Origin of the sequence: Photorhabdus sp. CRCIA-P01 (assembly GCF_003545805.1) — a bacterium.
Taxonomy (GTDB): Bacteria; Pseudomonadota; Gammaproteobacteria; order Enterobacterales; family Enterobacteriaceae; genus Photorhabdus; species Photorhabdus antumapuensis.
The window spans coordinates 90494-109734 of the sequence record NZ_NMQR01000010.1 but is presented as its reverse complement, the minus strand read 5'-3'; the positions used below and the strand labels follow the sequence as shown (position 1 = coordinate 109734).

Genomic DNA, 19241 nt, shown 5'->3' with positions numbered 1-19241 from the left:
CGGTTTCCTACATTAATTCTGTATCGGTATTAAGAAAACGATGAATTGCTTTTAAAACTGCGTCTGGTTTTTCTGCGTGAACCCAGTGATCGCAACCGGCGATAACCCAAGCTTTGGCTTGTGGAAATTGTCTGGCGATATCATTCCGGTACTCTTCCTGGATATAAGAGGAAAGGCCACCACGAATAAACAGGGCAGGGCGAGGCCATGTAGGGATTTCTTGCCAGCCGATGATCTTTTCATACTGGTTAATTAATACCGGTAAATTGAATTTCCATTCCCCCTGATGGAATGATTTCAGTAAAAACTGAATGACACCTTCTTCCTGAATATTTTCTCGCATAATCTTAGCGGCGTCTTGACGGGATTGAACTCCAGCTTCTGTCACTTTGTTCAGTGCGGTAAAAATTTGATCATGACGGCGAACCTGATAGGCAACGGGGGCTATGTCAATAAGAACAATTTTTTCTATCCGCTCTGGTGCTAGTGCGGTCATTGCCATAGCGATCTTACCGCCCATGGAATGACCAATAATAATGGCGGACTGAGTTTGCAGATGATCCAGCAGGGAAATAACATCTTGTGCCATATCGTGGTAATCCATGTTATTTGCCCGTGGAGATAAACCGTGATTGCGTACATCGACTTGAATGACGGGATAGTATTGCTGCAAATCACGGGCCAAAACCCCAAGATTATTGAGATCACCGAATAACCCGTGGATTAATACCACAGGGGTAGAAGAGAGTGGATTTTCCGGTATCTGCATATGGTAATTTAACGGGTTGTCTAATTTCATGATGAAAAGTGTTTTCTTTCAGGTATTGATATCATGCCGTGTATATTGTTGTTTAAATTATAAAAAAGCAACCAGGCTGTACAATTATAGTTAATAATATCTTATAATTACATCGTTCTCAAAATGTTCATGTATCAAAAATTTGTTAATTTTTTCATGGTAATACTTAATGGATTGAAAAATAAACGTTCTTCGAGTAAATAATATTTTTAAATGGAAAGTTTTAAATAACTTATGAGATGATTATTAGTTCAGTCATCTTAGCGAGGTTATTTATTGTGTATTTATGTGATCTATATCTTAAAAAATTGTGTGTTAACTTTAATTTTTTGTGAAAAAATGGTGAAAATTTACTTTATATTTTATGTACATCAAGATATAAGGTACATTTAACAACAACTACATCGTTCTAATAAGAATAAATAGAATTTGATTTTATACTATGGATTAGGGAATTAAGAAGTGAAGAAAAATTTACTAAAGAGTCTTTATTTTCAAGTTTTGCTCGCAATAACTATCGGTATACTTTTGGGGCATTTCTACCCACAGCTTGGTGCGGAAATGAAGCCATTGGGTGATGGATTTGTTAAATTAATCAAAATGGTTATTGCTCCTGTTATTTTCTGTACTGTTGTAACCGGCATTGCAGGTATGGAAAGTATGAAAGCTGTTGGTAAAACAGGCGCTATTGCACTGGTGTATTTTGAAATAGTTAGCACAATTGCTTTGATTATTGGGCTAATTGTTGTCAATGTTATGCAGCCTGGCGCAGGAATGAATATTGATCCCTCTACGTTAGATGTTAAAGCGGTATCCCTATATGCGGAGAAGGCTTCTGAACAAGGGATAATAGCATTTTTACTTGATGTTATTCCGGCCAGTGTCATCGGGGCGTTTGCCAGTGGTAATATTTTGCAGGTTTTATTATTTGCTGTGTTATTTGGTTTTGCACTTCATCGTTTAGGCGAGAAAGGGAAACCAATCTTTAATATTATTGATGGTTTTTCTCATGTTATTTTTGGCATTATCAATATGATAATGAGATTAGCTCCTTTGGGGGCTTTTGGTGCGATGGCATTTACCATCGGTAAATATGGTATTGGTACGTTAGTACAATTAGGACAATTAATAGTTTGCTTTTATATCACCTGTATTCTTTTTGTTATCTTTGTTTTAGGAACAATCGCAAAAGCCACAGGGTTTAGTATATTCCGGTTTATTAATTACATTAAAGAAGAATTATTAATTGTATTGGGAACATCATCTTCTGAATCTGCATTGCCGCGTATGTTAGATAAAATGGAGAAAGCGGGATGCCAGAAATCTGTTGTTGGTTTGGTGATACCGACAGGATATTCATTTAATCTGGATGGTACCTCCATTTACCTGACAATGGCTGCGGTATTTATTGCTCAGGCGACGAATACTCATATGGATATTGTGCATCAAATAACGCTATTGGTTGTATTGCTTTTATCCTCTAAAGGTGCGGCTGGTGTAACAGGTAGTGGGTTTATTGTATTAGCTGCGACAATTTCCGCTGTTGGGCATTTACCACTAGCAGGTCTGGCATTAATCCTGGGAATAGATCGTTTCATGTCAGAAGCCAGAGCTTTAACGAATCTAATTGGTAATGGTGTTGCAACGATTGTGGTCGCGAAACGTTGTCGTCAGCTTGATGAAGGCAAATTAAACGAAGCACTAAATGCCAAATAAGTAAATTTTTAAGTTTTTATCTATCCGATAACTAATTAATAAAACAATGCCGGCTTTTGGTCGGCATTAATTCTAATTAGTATAGCGTACTGCGTTTATTATGTGAATCTACCTGATATTTTTATAAGGTTGTTATTATTATGTAAATGCAAATTAAAAACTCATTTAAATGAATGGCTTTTATTGAGTAGTTGTTGTAAATATAATGTTTCCTCGTTTTTTCTTTTCTGGTATTTGATTCTTTAGGCTCTTATATTAATGCATTCGGTAAAGATTTTCCTGAGAAAATCTGGGAAGATGTTTTTTGTAACTTGGTTGCGGGTTTTCTAGAGATATTATAGCGTTGACAATGAGTGGCGATGACTAACTGATAAGATAGAGAAACGAATTGTGGCAAAGAAAGAAAAACGGCCTCACCATGACGCATTATTCAAACATTTTTTAACGCAGCCCGAAACGGCCAGGGAGTTTTTATCCCTTTATCTGCCCGAAGAGATCCAGTCGTTGTGTGATTTAGCCACATTGAAACTGGAACCCGGCAGTTTTGTGGACCGGCATTTACGTCAACTGCACAGTGATGTGCTGTACTCGGTTAAAACAGTTCGAGGACAAGGCTATATCTATTGTCTGATTGAACATCAGTCCACTCCTGACCCATTACCTACATGGGGTTAGGCATGGTCTATGTCAGCGTAGCAGAAGATCTGCTTTTCAACACAGCCGCTTGCTGAGGAATCCCCAGAAAATAGACAGGCATAGCGTTGTGTGATCTACTGATTGTTCCACCAAGTCAATAAGGTCACTGCTATGCCTGCACGTAAAGTATGTCACAACTTCTTCAAAGATGCCTTAGCGCCGTTTCATAAATATCGTCAGAATGCTTTAATCGATGCCACTATGGCTTTGATTAATGGCGCTTCTCTTACGTTAACCAGTATTGGCCGTTTTTTACCAGGACATGCCCACGTCAAACATAAAATTAAACGCGTTGACAGACTACTTGGTAATGAAGCTATCCATAGGGATATCCCGGATTTTTTTCGTCATGTTATTGCCATGCTGACTGAGCCACTATCATTGTGTGTTATCGCTGTTGATTGGAGTGGGTATCCCTCACAAGAACATCATGTACTCCGTGCAAGTTTAATTTGCGATGGACGCTCAATTCCTTTGTTAAGTCAAATAGTTCCTTCATGTAAGCCGCAAAATGCAAAAATACAAAATGCGTTTCTTGACACACTCGCTCAAGCTGTTAACCCTAAAGCCAGAGTTATTATCATTACTGATGCCGGTGTCCAAAATGCCGGGTTTAACCATATAAAAACACTCGGTTGGGATTTTGTCGGGCGTATTCGAGGCAATACTCAACTAAGGCTTGATAAATACGGTGAGCTTTGGTTTAAACGACAAGCTTTAAAAGCAACCGCAACACCGCAATTTCTGGGATTCGGTACATTATCAAAAGCAGAATATGCACGTTGTGATGGCTATTTTTATCTTCATAAAAGACCGAATAAAGGGAGAAAATTCAAAAAATCACGTTATCGAATGGTGAGAAAATCACAAGTTAAAGATGGGCGTTCGGCAGCCATAGAGCCTTGGCTGATTTTTACCAGCATGGATGATTTTAAACCTCGGCAGATCATGAAATTATACAGCCGAAGAGTGCAAATAGAGCAAAATTTTAGAGATGAAAAGAGCGAACGATTTGGATTTGGGCTACAGCCAAGGAGCTGGTCGATTATCCGTATTGAGCCTTCTTGCTACGCTTAGCTCGATAGTACTTTGGTTGATCGGGTTTCATGCTGGAAACAAAGGAATACACCTTAATTATCAGGCAAATAGTATCAAATCAAGAAGAGTTATTTCTCATCTGACATTAGCGGAGAATGTATTACGCCATTCCCCGCTAATATTATTTGAAATAGTCTTTAATCAAACACTCAAATACCTCGCCAAAATCTACCAAAATATGGTTTTGATTTATTAGCGCTGATTTGTGGGGATCCCCTAGCGCCCCGCGCGGGTTTTTTTATGGAGTTTTCACAATGCCAGTATCAACAGAATCAAGAACCGGCGATTTATCAGAAACCCTGAAAGCCATAAATCATTCTCTCTCTTCTCAGCTTATCATCATTGAGCGCTTTCACGGACAGCTCTCTTACTTACCAACCCGTTTTCAGAATTGGAGACTCAAGTGCATTTATGAGAATAATGGGCATGTATTTTATGAAGACGGTGAGCTATGCGATATTCCTAAACACTGTAGATTAGATGTTAGAGTTCAAATGCCTAAAGATTCAGTGTGGAACATTAAGCGGAGAAAGTTGCATGAAAAGATAGAAGGAATAAGAGAAAAGTAGTTTCCAGATATTAAATATATGTTTTTGAATGTATTTTAGATTCCAAAATGTTGAATTACTTATTACTGATGATTATACAAAAACAGTTAACCTTATAAGAAATAATAGCGACGAATTATTATTTTTCTGAGTTATAATTTGATTGGCGTGAGTTGCCGAGGGATAATTTTCACAATGATTCAAATATATTGATTATGAAATGGTATTATCTAATTTAAGGAAGGTATATGAATCACAAGAATGATTTTAAAGCTTTTTCTATTAATAATATGGGTCCCCCAATTGGTGGAACTCTTGAATGCAGGGTATAATACAGCTGAGCAGCGCAATGTTGTGTTAAGCTATATTTTACTGAATGGACATACGCTGGATCTCTCCCAATTTGTCTATCAACTGATTGAACAATCTCCGGAGCATGAAACGATGTTGATGACTATTGCAGAAGAGCTTGAACAAAAAGGGCGCGAGGAAGGTATTGAACTAGGCCGAGAGGAAGGTAAAGTGGAAACGGCTCGTGCCTTATTACGGCATGGCGTGAGTTTGGACATTATTGTCACCAGTACCGGACTGAGTCGGGATAAAATCGAAGCGTTAAAGCATTAAATTAATCTTCTTTTTCACAGCAAAACGCCGATATTCAAGATCGGCATTTTTGTTCTTATTCAAGGTGATGGCTACACAGGGGACTTTTACGTTTGCCTGGCGAAGTATGACAGGGATATTAACGCCGCGCAGAATATCAAACAGCAGGGCATATTTGAATTACAGGCGGCGGATCTCGTCACCTCTGCCCGTGGAGGCCAGCGTAAGACTTGTCATGCGCAAGCGGCGGTCTTTGAAGTGGGAAGCCTCGCCTTTGACGGTAGGGAGCAGTCACGATGGCTTTTTCCTCTTGTTTTCAAACGTCATTTCAGAGATGGAAGTTAAATAATTTAATTAATAGTTAACCTTATGGCCGTAGCTTGCCAGAATACTTTTCACTCTCTCCATTGTCTCTTTCGCAGGCGGTTTCACACCTTCCAATTGATATTCTTCCCCCATAGTCGTCCATTTATGTTTACCCAGTTCGTGATAAGGCAGAAGCTCGATTTTTTCAATATTTTTCATATCTTTGGTAAATTCACCTAGCCTATGAACGGATTCATCGTCATCCGACCAGCCTGGAACCACAACGTGACGAATCCAGGTTTTTTGGTTACGTTTAGCCAGATAGCGGGCAAATTCCAAAGTGCGGTGATTGGAGACGCCCACTAATTTCTGATGGATTTCATCGTTAAGTTGCTTCAAATCGAGCATAACGAGATCTGTGGCATCCATCAATTCATCAATAACCGGGCCATAGCGACGGACAAATCCATTGGTATCAAGACAAGTATGAATACCTTCGGCATGACAGGCTCGGAACCAGTCACGTACAAATTCAGCTTGAAGAACGGCTTCGCCACCCGATGCGGTAACCCCTCCACCTGAGGCGTTCATAAAATGACGATAGGTGGTCGTTTCTTTTATCAACTCTTCAACAGTCACGTCTTTACCGCCGTGGGTATCCCACGTGTCGCGGTTATGGCAATAGAGACAGCGCATCAGGCAACCCTGAAAGAAAACAATAAATCGGATACCGGGGCCATCAACGGTGCCACAGGATTCGAAAGAGTGGATACGACCAAGTACCGACATAACAGGTTTGCTCCAAAACTGGCGGGTAAACAAATAGAGGCCCCAAGATTCAGGGCCTTTGCTAACAAATTATTACATAGATTGGGTGAAAGTACGGGTAATCACATCCTGTTGTTGCTCTTTAGTCAGTGAGTTGAAACGCACGGCATAACCTGATACCCGGATAGTGAGTTGGGGGTATTTCTCAGGATCTTCCATTGCTTCCAGCAGCATGTCACGATTCATCACATTAACGTTTAGGTGCTGACCGCCTTCAATGTTTGCTTCATGGTGGAAATAACCATCCAGCAAACCGGCCAGGTTAGTTTTACGTGTTACATCATCTTTGCCTAACGCATTCGGTACGATAGAGAAGGTATAAGAGATGCCATCTTTTGCATAAGCGAAGGGCAATTTAGCCACGGAGGTCAAAGAGGCGACGGCACCTTTTTGATCGCGACCATGCATTGGATTGGCTCCGGGTCCAAATGGTGCACCAGCACGACGTCCGTCAGGGGTGTTACCGGTTTTTTTACCATATACTACGTTAGAAGTGATGGTCAGAACGGATTGTGTCGGTACCGCGTTGCGATAAGTATTCAGTTTCTGGATTTTTTTCATGAAACGTTCAACCAGATCACAGGCGATATCATCAACACGTGAGTCGTTGTTACCGAATTGTGGATATTCACCTTCAATCTTGAAATCAACCGCTAAACCATCTTCATCACGGATCGGTGTCACTTTGGCATATTTGATGGCAGACAACGAGTCAGCAGCGACAGACAGACCGGCAATGCCACAGGCCATGGTACGGTAAACATCACGGTCGTGCAGTGCCATCAGTGCAGCTTCATAGCTATACTTATCATGCATATAGTGAATGATGTTTAGTGCGGTAACATACTGTTTTGCCAGCCAATCCATAAAGTGATCCATGCGGGCCATAACCTTGTCGTAATCCAGCACTTCATCTTTTATTGGCTCTTCTTTCGGACCAACCTGCATTTTCAGCTTTTCATCCACACCGCCGTTAATGGCGTACAGCATCGTTTTAGCCAGATTTGCGCGGGCACCGAAGAATTGCATCTGTTTACCCACAATCATCGGGCTGACGCAACAAGCAATAGCGTAATCATCGTTGTTGAAGTCAGGACGCATCAGATCATCGTTTTCATACTGTAAAGATGAGGTATCGATGGAAACTTTTGCCGCGAATTTTTTGAAATTTGTCGGCAGGTTTTCAGACCACAGGATGGTCATGTTAGGTTCTGGTGATGGGCCCATTGTGTATAGGGTGTTCAGGAAACGGAAACTGTTTTTAGTCACCAGCGTGCGTGCGTCTAACCCCATGCCTGCCAGCGATTCCGTTGCCCAGATGGGGTCACCGGAGAACAGTTCGTCATATTCCGGTGTCCGCAGGAAACGAACCATACGTAGTTTCATCACCAGATGGTCAATCAATTCCTGAGCTTCAACTTCGGTCAGCTTACCTGCTTTCAGGTCACGTTCGATGTAGATATCCAGGAAACTGGAAACGCGACCGAAGGACATCGCGGCGCCATTTTGAGACTTAACCGCCGCCAGATAAGCGAAATAAGTCCACTGTATCGCTTCCTTAGCGTCAGTGGCGGGGCCAGAAATATCATAGCCGTATTTAGCCGCCATCTCTTTAATTTGGCCCAAAGCATGGTGCTGTTCAGCGATCTCTTCACGCAATTGAATCGTCATTGCCAGATCTTCACCGTTTTCCAGTTTTTCCTGCAATGAATTGAACTGGGCTAATTTATCATCACGTAAGAAATCGATGCCGTATACTGCAACGCGACGGTAGTCACCAATAATGCGACCACGGCCATAGGCATCAGGCAGACCTGTCAGAACACCCGATTTTCGGCATTTCAGAATATCTGGTGTGTAAACATCGAAAACTCCTTGATTATGCGTTTTGCGGTATTCAGTGAAAATTTGTTTCAATTTAGGATCGAGTTCACGGCCATAAACTTTACATGATCCTTCTACCATTTTAATGCCGCCGAATGGGATTAGGGCACGTTTTAATGGGGCTTCTGTTTGCAGGCCAACAATGGTTTCCAGATCTTTTTCGATATAACCTGCGTCGTGGGAGGTAATAGTAGCAGCAACATCAGTATCAAAATCAACTGGTGCATGAGTGCGGTTTTCGATTTTGATACCTTCCATGACTTTTTCCCATAAGATATCGGTCGCTTTTGTCGAACCTGACAGGAAAGATTCATCACCCTCATATGGCGTATAATTTTTTTGGATGAAATCACGAACGTTGACTTCATTTTGCCAATCCCCAGGATTAAAATCTTGCCATGCTACAGAGAACTTTTTATTTAATTCAGTCATGATACTTCTGCCTTTGTAATAATCGAACTTTTAAGAAATCAGGCGAGAGAGCTAATTAATGTTTTTGCTCACTACGCAGATAAATTGACCAGTAAGTTAAACCCACCAAAATGGCGCCACCGATAATGTTACCAATAGTGACTGGAATTAAATTGTTAGTAATAAAGTGTGAAATGGTGAGTTGAGAAAATTGTTCTGGTGTTGCCCCCACGTTAATCCAAAATTCAGTGGGTGCGAAATGCTTAATAGCAATGCCAAGCGGGATTAAAAACATATTCGCAATACTGTGTTCAAAGCCGCTGGCGACAAACATGGCCACAGGTAAAATCATGACAAATATTTTATCCATTAAACACCGTCCGGCATAACTCATCCAAACAGCGAGGCAAACCATTAAATTGGCGAGAATGCCTAAAAATAACGCTTCAATAAAAGAGTGGTGCATTTTATGGTTTGCTGTTTGCAAGACATTTAAGCCCCACAATCCGTCGGCAACACGGTATTGACCGGCAAACCAGATAATGGCGACGAAAAATAGCGCGCCAATCAAATTACCTAAATAAACGTTAACCCAGTTTACCATCATTTGATGCCAGGTTATACGCCCGGTGGCTTTGGAAATAATCGTCAACACAGTGGAAGTAAATAAATCTGCTCCGCAAACGACGACTAACATTAATCCAAGGGAAAAACAGATGCCGCCAACTAATTTAGCTAGCCCATAAGGGACAGATGCGGTCCCTGTCGTTGCGGTAATATAAAAGACAAATGCAATAGAAATAAAAATCCCGGCAATTATTGCTGACAGATAGGTAATGGCAACAGGTTTAGTGGTTTTATAAACACCAATGTCATTGGCGACTTGTGTCATTACCGCAGGTGGTAATAGGTTAAAGGGGGTGTCAGCTTTCATACCAACATTCTCTTTATGATGAATAAGTTACGGTACGTAACGATACTAACAAAGGCTTGAGAGAGGGAATTTGATATAGATCATAATTCCCTGAGAGTAGGCTCTGTTCTGGGGAGTAAAAATGGTTTAAATTCAATTTAACTTATTGATTTCAATTAAATAAAAAAATTTTAAAATTTATGATATTTTTTTATTTAACCGATGAGGGAAAACCTAATAAGTAAAATTACAGGTCAAATTGTTGTTTATTTGTTGTTAAAAATAAATTTAATTTAACCTGAATTTTACTTTTAATTATGAATTGTCTTTTCTACAATTTTATTTTGCGTTCCAGAAATCGCATTTTGCTTTTTGCAGCTTCTCATAAGCAGTCAATAAAGTCTGATGAGCGGGCAGTGATTTTAAATCTGCATCAACTGACCACAGACCATAAAAACAGTGTTCACCAGAAATAACCGCTGATGCTGCTTCAACCGCATCTTGCCCGTACATTTTTACGAATGCTTGATAATATTGTGCAGGCGCTTTATCCGCTTCCAGAGCAAGTAAAAGCAGGGTTTGCAAACAGCGATAATAATTAGTGCGTTCGGCCGTAAAGATTGAGGCGTTAAAATCTTGGGTCCATTCTACCCAAATTAAAGCCTGTTCCAAATCACCGCCAGCCAGTGCCAACATGGATTTCAGTTCACCAATCCGTAAATTGCTCCAGCCATTATCTTTACCCACCGCAATACCAAGCAACTCACGGACACGGGTAAAATCATCCAAACCTTCTTCATCTAATTGCTCAATCAGGGCCAGATATTCTTCGGCTTGCCATTGGCTGTCCGGTAACGCTAATAAAGTTTCCCGCAAATGGATTCCCATCGTGTTATTAGCAAGATGTAAATCTTCCACAGGATAAATATCAGATATTCCCGGAACTAAAATACGGCAGGCATAAACACCAAGGTGCTCGTAGTCCGCAATATAAACTTCAGTATCCAATTGTTTGAAGATAGCCATCAAAGTCGTAAACTCTTCTTCGGTGGTGCCGCTGAAATTCCAGTCAGAGAACGCATAATCAGCATCTTGTTTAAACAAATCCCAACTGATTAAACCGCTCGAATCAATAAAGTGAGTTTCCAGATTGGTATGTTCTGCCACTTCTTCATTATCGAAAGTCGGCGCATTGAACACATCCAGATCTTTCAAACTGCGTCCTTGTAATAATTCGGTCACAGTACGTTCCAGTGCTACACCAAATTCAGGATGCGCACCAAAAGAGGCGAAACAAGTCCCATTATTAGGATTAAACAACACCACACAAATAACCGGGAACTGCCCACCGAGGGAAGCGTCATAACAATAGAGCGGGAAGCCTTCATCCTGCAATTTACTGACAGCGGTAACAACACCAGGATAACGATTCATCACTTCCTGGGGAATTTCTGGCAGGCTGATGCCTTCGGCGATAATACGATTTTTCACATAGCGTTCAAAAACTTCAGATAGCCCCTGAACTCTGGCTTCATTCATCGTGTTGCCAGCTGACATACCATTGGAAACATAGAGATTGCCAATAATATTCATCGGAATATAGACGGTATGGTTATCAGATTGACGGGTGAATGGCAGTGAGCAGATACCACGCTCTGCATTACCTGATTGCAGATCGACTAACTGACTGGCGCATAACTCATTGTCAGGATTATAAAATTGGTGTAACCGGTCATCCAGAATGCCTGCTGGCAGAGAATCATCGTCTGGTAAAGCAAACCATTTTTCATTGGGATAATGGACAAAATCACCGTTAGCGATAGCTTCGCCTAAATAGAAATCAGCAAAAAAATAGTTAGTTGACAGGCGTTCAAAATACTCCCCTAAAGCAGAAGCTAAAGCGGCTTTCTTGCTGGCACCTTTGCCATTGGTAAAACAGAGAGGACAATCGCGGTCACGGATATGAACTGACCAGACATTGGGAACCGGATTCAGCCATGAAGCTTCTTCAATATTAAAACCAAGATGTTGCAGTTTTTGCTGAAAACGGTTGATTGAGTCTTCCAGTGCGGCGTCTTTGCCGGGAATAAAGGTTTGCGTCATGGTATTCACTTATGAGTGCTCGTTATGGGGCGCTCATCATACGAGTTTTTTTTCAGTAGCTAAAGTCTGGTATGTATCACAGATTTATTGTTATCATCATCCATAATCTAACAGGATATTTTTTATTAAGGAAGAAGCATGAAAAAGGTGAAACACACAGCTTTAGCCAGTTTATTGGCATTAATTAGTGGTTCTGCTTTTGCTTTACCAAATATTACACTTTTGGCGACCGGAGGAACGATTGCGGGTGGCGGTAAGTCCGCAACCCAGTCCAGCTATGTTGCTGGAAGAGTTGCTATTGATGAATTAGTCAATGCTGTTCCTGATATCAAAAATATCGCCAACCTAAAAGGTGAGCAGGTGGTGAGTATTGGCTCGCAAGATATGAATGATCAGGTATGGTTGACATTAGCGAAAAAAATCAACGCTGAGTGTGATAAGACCGATGGTTTTGTTATTACCCACGGCACCGACACAATGGAAGAAACCGCTTACTTCCTTGATCTGACTACCCACTGCCAGAAACCCATTGTCATGGTTGGAGCGATGCGTCCATCTACAGCGCTTGGCGCCGATGGCCCGTTAAATCTATATAACGCTGTAGTTATTGCGGGTGATACAGCATCTGCCAAACGTGGTGTGTTAATGGCAATGAATGATGCGGTGATCAGTGGGCGCACTGTGGTGAAAATGAGCACCACTGAAGTTCAGGCGTTCCAGCCAATTAATGCTGGAGCTGAAGGCTTTGTTCATAATGGCAAAGTCAATTATTACGCTGACGCTAAACCGAGAGCCAATAAGGCGATTTTTGATGTCAGTAAACTGGATAAATTGCCAAAAGTAGGCATTGTCTATAACTATGCCAACGCGTCTGATTTGCCAGCAAAAGCGTTTCTGAGTGCGGGTTACCAAGGCATTGTTAGTGCTGGTGTAGGTAACGGTAATATGTACAAGGCGATTTTCGATACCTTGTCCCTGGCGGCTAAAGATGGGGTTGTGGTCGTCAGATCAAGCCGTGTACCGGTAGGATATGTTACTCAGAATGCGGAAGTGGATGATAGTAAATATGGTTTTGTCGCTTCTGAACGCTTGAATCCGCAAAAGGCCAGAGTGCTTTTACAATTAGCACTGACTGAAACACGTGATCCGGTGAAAATTCACGAGATGTTTGTGAAATATTAATTTGTGATTCAGAGATAACAATTAGGGTGCAAAATGCGCCCTAATATTTCCTCTTTTTCTTCCGAAAATACCTTTTGTGTAATATAAGAACAGGTGGGCTGAGCCCGATGCGGAGTTGGCGCAAGCGTTTACTCATAATGTGGATGAGGTATCTATAGTTCATTCACACAACAATTTAATTTAAGTCAATAAAACGGCTCTTATTTATTTTTTATTATTAATAAGATGTGTTACATTTCAAACCAGTGCAGTGGTCTATAGAATTAAAAAGTGAGCGGGTTTAGATGGTGAGCATATAAGGAATTATTATTGTTTCCTTATATTGTCATTTCGCTACTTCCACCGCGCGTTTTGAGGCGCGTATGAGTCCTGATCTACATGCCCTGATTAAACGGGCCGCTGAAATTCAAGGGCGTACTATGACTGATTTTGTTGTGTCTGCTGCACAGGATGCCGCGCAGCGCGCAATTGAGCAGTCAGAAGTACTCGGTTTGTCTCTGGCCGATCAGGAATGTTTTGCGCAGGCATTGCTGAATCCACCAGAATCGACTCCGGCGCTTGAACGTGCATTTGCACGGCACCGCTCTTCGTTACGATCAGAATGAATTACGGTCAGAATGAGTGCTTGTTGACGCAAAAGATGATAATGCAGTGCGGTTTTACCGATATCATAGTTTTATTGCTTTACCCGATTCGCCATTCACATTATTCCTTCCTCTCATAGCTGTGGATAAAAAAGGGAAAAAATAAGCTGTTCACCTGTAATAGCGCTGAATGAACAAGTTTATTGGCTATTTTTGCGGTAGTTTTGTTCAACGTTTGAATAACCATTGCAGCAATGAAATGGGAATGGTACAACCGATATATCAGATTATTTATTGTTATCAATCATTGTTATTTCGTCAGAATAAGGTGAGGTAAATGAATCAGGTATATAATTTCAGTTCTGGTCCCGCTATGTTACCGGTTGAAGTATTGCGTAGAGCTGAACAGGAGCTCTGTAACTGGCATGGTATTGGGACTTCAATTATGGAGATTAGTCACCGAAGTAAGGAATTTATCGCAGTGGCAAAGGAAGCTGAACATGATCTGCGGGATTTATTATCAGTGCCTGAAAACTATAAGGTATTGTTCTGTCATGGTGGCGCCCGCGGTCAATTTGCCGCTATTCCAATGAACCTATTGGGTGACAATGTTAAAGCCGATTATATTGATGGCGGTTATTGGGCTGCATGTGCAGTTAAAGAAGCAAAAAAATACTGCACGCCGAATGTGATTAATATCAAAACCGAAATTAATGGCTTGAAAGGCGTTAAACCAATGCGTGAATGGTCATTGAGCGATGATGCGGCTTATGTTCATTATTGCCCGAATGAAACTATTGATGGTATCGCCATTCATGAACAGCCAGATTTTAACGATAATAAAGTTATTATTGCCGACTACTCTTCTTCTATTCTTTCCGGGCCATTGGATGTGAGTCGTTACGGTATGATTTATGCGGGAGCGCAGAAAAATATTGGTCCTGCTGGTATCACATTGGTTATTGTGCGTGAAGATTTATTAGGCAAAGCCCGTGAAGAAACCCCGTCTATTCTTGACTATGCTGTTCTGGCAGAGCATGACTCCATGTTTAACACCCCGCCGACGTTTGCCTGGTATCTCTCTGGTTTGGTCTTCAAATGGCTGAAAGAACAAGGCGGGGTACAAGAGATGGCAAAACGTAACCGAGCTAAGGCGGAGTTACTTTATAATGCCATTGATAACAGTGGCTTCTACCGTAACCAAGTCGTCCCTGAAAATCGTTCTCTGATGAATGTACCGTTCCAGATGGCGGATGCCTCACTGGACGGCAAGTTTCTGGCAGAGGCTGACGCACAAGGGTTGCAGGCACTGAAAGGGCATCGGGTTTCCGGCGGTATGCGTGCTTCTATTTATAATGCGATGTCGATAGAAGGGGTTCAGGCTTTAGTTGATTTTATGGCTGATTTTGAGCGCCGTAACGGCTAATTTGCCAACTATTACCGGGAACAATGGTTCCCGGCCTATTCAAGGTAAAAAATATTTCCTCAAACGTAAAAATGACTCAATAATTAAAACAACGTAATCGAGAATCGGAGAGCCCGTTATTTATGCAATCCTTGATGCTACAACCTATTTCCTCCATTAGTGGAACTATTAACCTGCCAGGGTCAAAAAGTGTTTCCAACCGTGCACTATTATTGGCGGCTTTCGCCAAAGGTACTACCTGCTTAACTAACTTGTTGGACAGTGATGATATTCGCCATATGCTCAATGCCTTGGCTGAGTTGGGCGTCAGTTATCGTTTATCTGATGATCGTACCCGTTGTGAAGTTGACGGTATTGGTGGATTGATTACCCATAAAGGCCCGATAGAACTGTTTCTTGGTAATGCCGGCACGGCAATGCGCCCTCTAACCGCCGCGTTATGCCTGGGCAAAAATGACGTCGTTCTTACCGGCGAACCCCGAATGAAAGAGCGTCCGATTGGTCACCTGGTGGATGCTTTGCGCCAAGGGAGAGCAGAAATTGATTATCTGGAGCAGGAAAATTATCCGCCGTTACACATCAAAGGGGGTTTTGTTGGCGGTAAAATGACGGTAGATGGCCGGGTTTCCAGCCAATTTCTGACCGCATTGCTGATGGCAGCGCCATTGGCGGAACATGATTCTGAGATTCATATTGAGGGAGAATTGGTTTCCAAACCTTATATTGATATCACTCTGGCATTGATGAAAAGTTTTGGTATTACCTTAAATCACGATCAATATCAGATTTTCCATATTAAAGGCCAACAGCAATATGTTTCTCCGGAGCACTATTTGGTTGAAGGTGATGCCTCTTCTGCTTCCTATTTTCTGGCGGCCGCGGCAATTAAAGGTGGCACTGTGCGCGTGACCGGAATTGGTAAAAATAGCCTTCAAGGAGATACCAAATTTGCCAATGTACTGGAAAAAATGGGGGCGAAAATTCGTTGGGGCGATGACTTTGTTGAATGTGAACGTGGTACCCTCACTGGCACTGATATGGATATGAATGAGATCCCTGATGCTGCTATGACCATTGCAACCACTGCGTTGTTTGCGGTAGGGGAGACCGTCATTCGCAATATATACAACTGGCGGGTAAAAGAGACGGATCGGCTCCATGCGATGGCAACTGAATTGCGTAAAGTCGGTGCGGAAGTGGAAGAAGGCGTTGATTACATTCGCATCACACCGCCACCAAGATTATTACCTGCTGAAATTGGTACCTATAATGATCATCGAATGGCGATGTGTTTCTCGTTGGTGGCGCTGTCCGATATACCGGTTACCATTCTCGATCCAGGTTGTACAGCAAAGACCTTTCCTGATTATTTCAATCAATTGGAGAGATTAAGCCAGCGAAAGTCATAATTATCGATTATTATGATTTAATAAAGCGTATTTCTTTGATCAAAATCTATCTACATGGCATGCGCTTATTTCGTTCACTCTGTGAGTGCGGCAGATATTGATTATTTTACTGAGTAAATATTCAGCATCTGGTGACGTATTAACTTGCCATGCTAAAGGAGAACAATAATGGTGGCGATAGCCCCAGTAATAACTGTTGATGGGCCAAGCGGTGCAGGTAAAGGAACGTTATGTCAGGCACTGGCAGAGGCTTTAGGCTGGCAATTGCTTGATTCAGGCGCTATTTATCGAGTATTGGCACTGGCAGCGATTCATCATCAGGTGGATATCCAGTCTGAAGACGCGTTAGTTCCTCTGGCTGCTAATCTTGATGTGCGCTTTGTCCCTGGAAAAGGGAATCTCAGAGTGATGCTTGAGGGCGAGGATGTCAGTAATGAGATCCGTACCGAGACGGTCGGCAATACTGCCTCGCAGGCGGCTGCTTTCCCACGAGTTCGTGAAGCCTTGTTACGGCGTCAGCGTGCTTTTCGGGTTGCACCGGGCTTGATTGCAGATGGCCGTGACATGGGAACTGTGGTGTTTTCCGACGCTCCGGTAAAAATATTTCTTGATGCCAGTGCAGAAGAACGCGCACGCAGACGTATGCTACAGTTGCAGGAAAAAGGCTTTAGTGTTAACTTTGAATGTCTTTTGTCCGAGATACAGGAACGTGATTACCGTGACCGTAACCGGGCAGTTGCGCCGTTAGCGCCGGCTGAAGATGCATTAATATTGGATTCAACCAGTATGTCTATCGAAGAAGTTATCGACAAGGCGCTAAATTATGCGAAAAAAATTCTCTCAATTACCTGAGCGATTTTAAGTTTTTAGCTTATAATTGATGACGATGTACTAAAAATTAGGTACTCGGGTATCGAATTTTTTCGCAAACCAAACAACCCTGTTACAGGGAATTGTAGCAGGGCATGTAAAACAACCCCATTCGGCGGGAAGCTAAATGGACGTTAAATTAAAATCTTGAAGATCATTAACATGACAGAATCTTTTGCTCAACTCTTTGAAGAATCCCTGCTATCTATTGAAACTCGTCCGGGTGCTATCGTTCGCGGCATCGTTGTTGCTATTGATAAAGATGTTGTATTGGTTGATGCAGGTCTGAAATCAGAATCCGCTATTCCTGTAGAACAGTTTAAAAATGTTCAGGGTGAGTTGGAAATCCAGGTCGGTGATGAAATTGATGTTGCGCTAGACGCTGTTGAAGATGGTTTCGGTGAAACTGTTCTGTCTCGTGAGAAAGCAAAACGCCATGAAGCATGGCTGATGCTGGAAAAAGCTTACGAAGACGCAGAAACAGTTACCGGCATCATCAACGGCAAAGTAAAAGGCGGCTTTACTGTTGAACTCAACGGTATCCGCGCATTCCTGCCTGGTTCTCTGGTTGATGTTCGTCCAGTTCGTGATACAACTCACCTGGAAGGTAAAGAGCTTGAGTTTAAAGTCATCAAACTGGATCAGAAACGCAACAATGTCGTGGTTTCTCGTCGTGCTGTTATCGAATCTGAAAACAGTGCGGAACGTGATCAACTGCTGGAAAACCTGCAAGAAGGTATGGAAGTTAAAGGTATCGTTAAGAACCTGACTGACTACGGCGCATTTGTTGATTTGGGCGGTGTTGATGGCTTGCTGCACATTACTGATATGGCTTGGAAACGTGTTAAACATCCAAGTGAAATCGTTAATGTGGGCGACGAAATCGCAGTTAAAGTACTGAAATTTGATCGTGAACGTACCCGTGTATCTCTGGGCCTGAAACAACTGGGCGAAGATCCTTGGGTAGCAATCGCTAAGCGTTATCCAGAAGGTACTAAACTGACTGGTCGCGTAACTAACCTGACTGATTACGGCTGTTTCGTGGAAATCGAAGAAGGCGTTGAAGGTCTGGTACACGTTTCAGAAATGGACTGGACCAACAAAAACATTCACCCATCCAAAGTGGTTAACGTTGGTGACGTTGTGGAAGTTATGGTTCTGGATATCGACGAAGAACGTCGTCGTATCTCCCTGGGTCTGAAACAGTGTAAAGCTAACCCTTGGCAGTTATTTGCTGAAACTCACAACAAAAATGACCGTGTTGAAGGTAAGATCAAGTCTATTACTGACTTCGGTATTTTCATTGGTCTGGATGGCGGCATTGATGGCCTGGTTCACCTGTCTGATATCTCCTGGAACGTTGCTGGCGAAGAAGCAGTTCGTGAATACAAAAAAGGTGATGAAATCGCGGCTGTTGTTCTGCAAGTAGATGCAGAGCGTGAGCGTATCTCTCTGGGCATTAAACAACTGGCGGAAGATCCATTCAATAACTACCTATCTGTGAATAAGAAAGGGGCTATTGTGACTGGTAAAGTGACCGCGGTTGATGCTAAAGGCGCTACAGTAGAATTGTCTGACGGCGTTGAAGGTTATCTGCGTGCATCAGAAGCTTCTCGTGACCGTGTTGAAGATGCAACGCTGGTTCTGAACGTGGGTGATGCAGTTGAAGCTAAATATACTGGAGTTGATCGCAAAAACCGCGTTATCAATCTGTCTGTTCGCGCTAAAGACGAAGCTGACGAAAAAGACGCTATCGCTTCTGTGAACAAACAAGAAGACGCAAACTTTGCTAACAATGCGATGGCTGAAGCTTTCAAAGCAGCGAAAGGCGAATAATTCAAGTGAATAACGGTGGATAACACGGA

At 42.2% G+C, this 19241-nt stretch carries 13 protein-coding genes and 3 pseudogenes; 11 read left to right on the top strand and 5 right to left on the bottom strand.

The genetic code is table 11. The annotated features are described in order from the left end of the window. Positions 1-7: 7 nt before the first annotated feature. The gene (gene ybfF, locus D3222_RS08955; protein ID WP_369973503.1) at positions 8-769 is read right to left on the bottom strand and encodes an esterase; all 762 of its coding nucleotides are present in this window, start codon (positions 767-769) and stop codon (positions 8-10) included. A gap of 492 nt (positions 770-1261) precedes the next feature. Between ybfF and D3222_RS08950 the strand changes: the two genes are divergently transcribed. The 5 genes and pseudogenes from D3222_RS08950 to D3222_RS08930 form a co-directional block, all read left to right on the top strand. After that, the gene (locus D3222_RS08950; RefSeq protein WP_118985840.1) at positions 1262-2515 is read left to right on the top strand and encodes a dicarboxylate/amino acid:cation symporter; all 1254 of its coding nucleotides are present in this window, start codon (positions 1262-1264) and stop codon (positions 2513-2515) included. 390 nt (positions 2516-2905) lie between these two features. After that, positions 2906-3184, top strand: a pseudogene (locus tag D3222_RS08945) (Rpn family recombination-promoting nuclease/putative transposase); the annotation flags it as partial. A 138-nt stretch (positions 3185-3322) separates the two neighbouring features. Continuing rightward, positions 3323-4505 (top strand): annotated as a pseudogene (locus tag D3222_RS08940) (IS4 family transposase). Between the two features lie 58 nt (positions 4506-4563). Then, positions 4564-4878 (top strand): phage tail fiber protein, encoded by a 315-nt coding sequence (locus D3222_RS08935; protein WP_232832456.1) that lies wholly within the window; start codon positions 4564-4566, stop codon positions 4876-4878. Positions 4879-5148: 270 nt separating this feature from the next. After that, a pseudogene (locus tag D3222_RS08930) lies at positions 5149-5481 on the top strand (Rpn family recombination-promoting nuclease/putative transposase); the annotation flags it as partial. Positions 5482-5814: 333 nt separating this feature from the next. Here the strand turns inward: D3222_RS08930 and pflA are convergent. The 4 genes from pflA to ycaO all read right to left on the bottom strand — a co-directional run bounded on the left by pflA (position 5815) and on the right by ycaO (position 11905). Further along, positions 5815-6555: a pyruvate formate lyase 1-activating protein gene (gene pflA, locus D3222_RS08920; RefSeq protein ID WP_118985838.1), complete on the bottom strand. Its 741-nt coding sequence runs from the start codon at positions 6553-6555 to the stop codon at positions 5815-5817. Positions 6556-6627: 72 nt separating this feature from the next. Next, positions 6628-8910, bottom strand: coding sequence for a formate C-acetyltransferase (gene pflB, locus D3222_RS08915; protein ID WP_118985837.1), 2283 nt, complete (start codon positions 8908-8910; stop codon positions 6628-6630). A 55-nt stretch (positions 8911-8965) separates the two neighbouring features. After that, positions 8966-9823, bottom strand: a complete 858-nt coding sequence (focA, locus tag D3222_RS08910; protein ID WP_118985836.1) for a formate transporter FocA — start codon at positions 9821-9823, stop codon at positions 8966-8968. 318 nt (positions 9824-10141) lie between these two features. Beyond that, the gene (gene ycaO, locus D3222_RS08905) at positions 10142-11905 is read right to left on the bottom strand and encodes a 30S ribosomal protein S12 methylthiotransferase accessory factor YcaO (RefSeq protein ID WP_118985835.1); all 1764 of its coding nucleotides are present in this window, start codon (positions 11903-11905) and stop codon (positions 10142-10144) included. A 138-nt stretch (positions 11906-12043) separates the two neighbouring features. Between ycaO and ansB the strand changes: the two genes are divergently transcribed. From ansB to rpsA, 6 genes are all read left to right on the top strand, one after another. Next, complete coding sequence (ansB, locus tag D3222_RS08900) at positions 12044-13087, top strand: L-asparaginase 2 (RefSeq protein ID WP_118985834.1); 1044 nt, start codon at positions 12044-12046, stop codon at positions 13085-13087. A gap of 302 nt (positions 13088-13389) precedes the next feature. Next, a complete protein-coding gene (locus D3222_RS08895; RefSeq protein WP_339367457.1) occupies positions 13390-13692 on the top strand; it encodes a type II toxin-antitoxin system TacA family antitoxin in 303 nt (100 codons plus the stop codon). Between the two features lie 316 nt (positions 13693-14008). Further along, positions 14009-15097 carry a 3-phosphoserine/phosphohydroxythreonine transaminase gene (gene serC, locus D3222_RS08885; protein ID WP_118985832.1) on the top strand — a complete coding sequence of 363 codons (1089 nt, stop codon included), beginning with the start codon at positions 14009-14011 and terminating at the stop codon, positions 15095-15097. A gap of 122 nt (positions 15098-15219) precedes the next feature. Continuing rightward, positions 15220-16506: a 3-phosphoshikimate 1-carboxyvinyltransferase gene (aroA, locus tag D3222_RS08880; RefSeq protein WP_118985831.1), complete on the top strand. Its 1287-nt coding sequence runs from the start codon at positions 15220-15222 to the stop codon at positions 16504-16506. 168 nt (positions 16507-16674) lie between these two features. Continuing rightward, positions 16675-17358 (top strand): (d)CMP kinase, encoded by a 684-nt coding sequence (cmk, locus tag D3222_RS08875; RefSeq protein WP_118985830.1) that lies wholly within the window; start codon positions 16675-16677, stop codon positions 17356-17358. A gap of 180 nt (positions 17359-17538) precedes the next feature. Further along, positions 17539-19212 (top strand): 30S ribosomal protein S1, encoded by a 1674-nt coding sequence (rpsA, locus tag D3222_RS08870; RefSeq protein WP_118985829.1) that lies wholly within the window; start codon positions 17539-17541, stop codon positions 19210-19212. Positions 19213-19241: the final 29 nt, after the last annotated feature.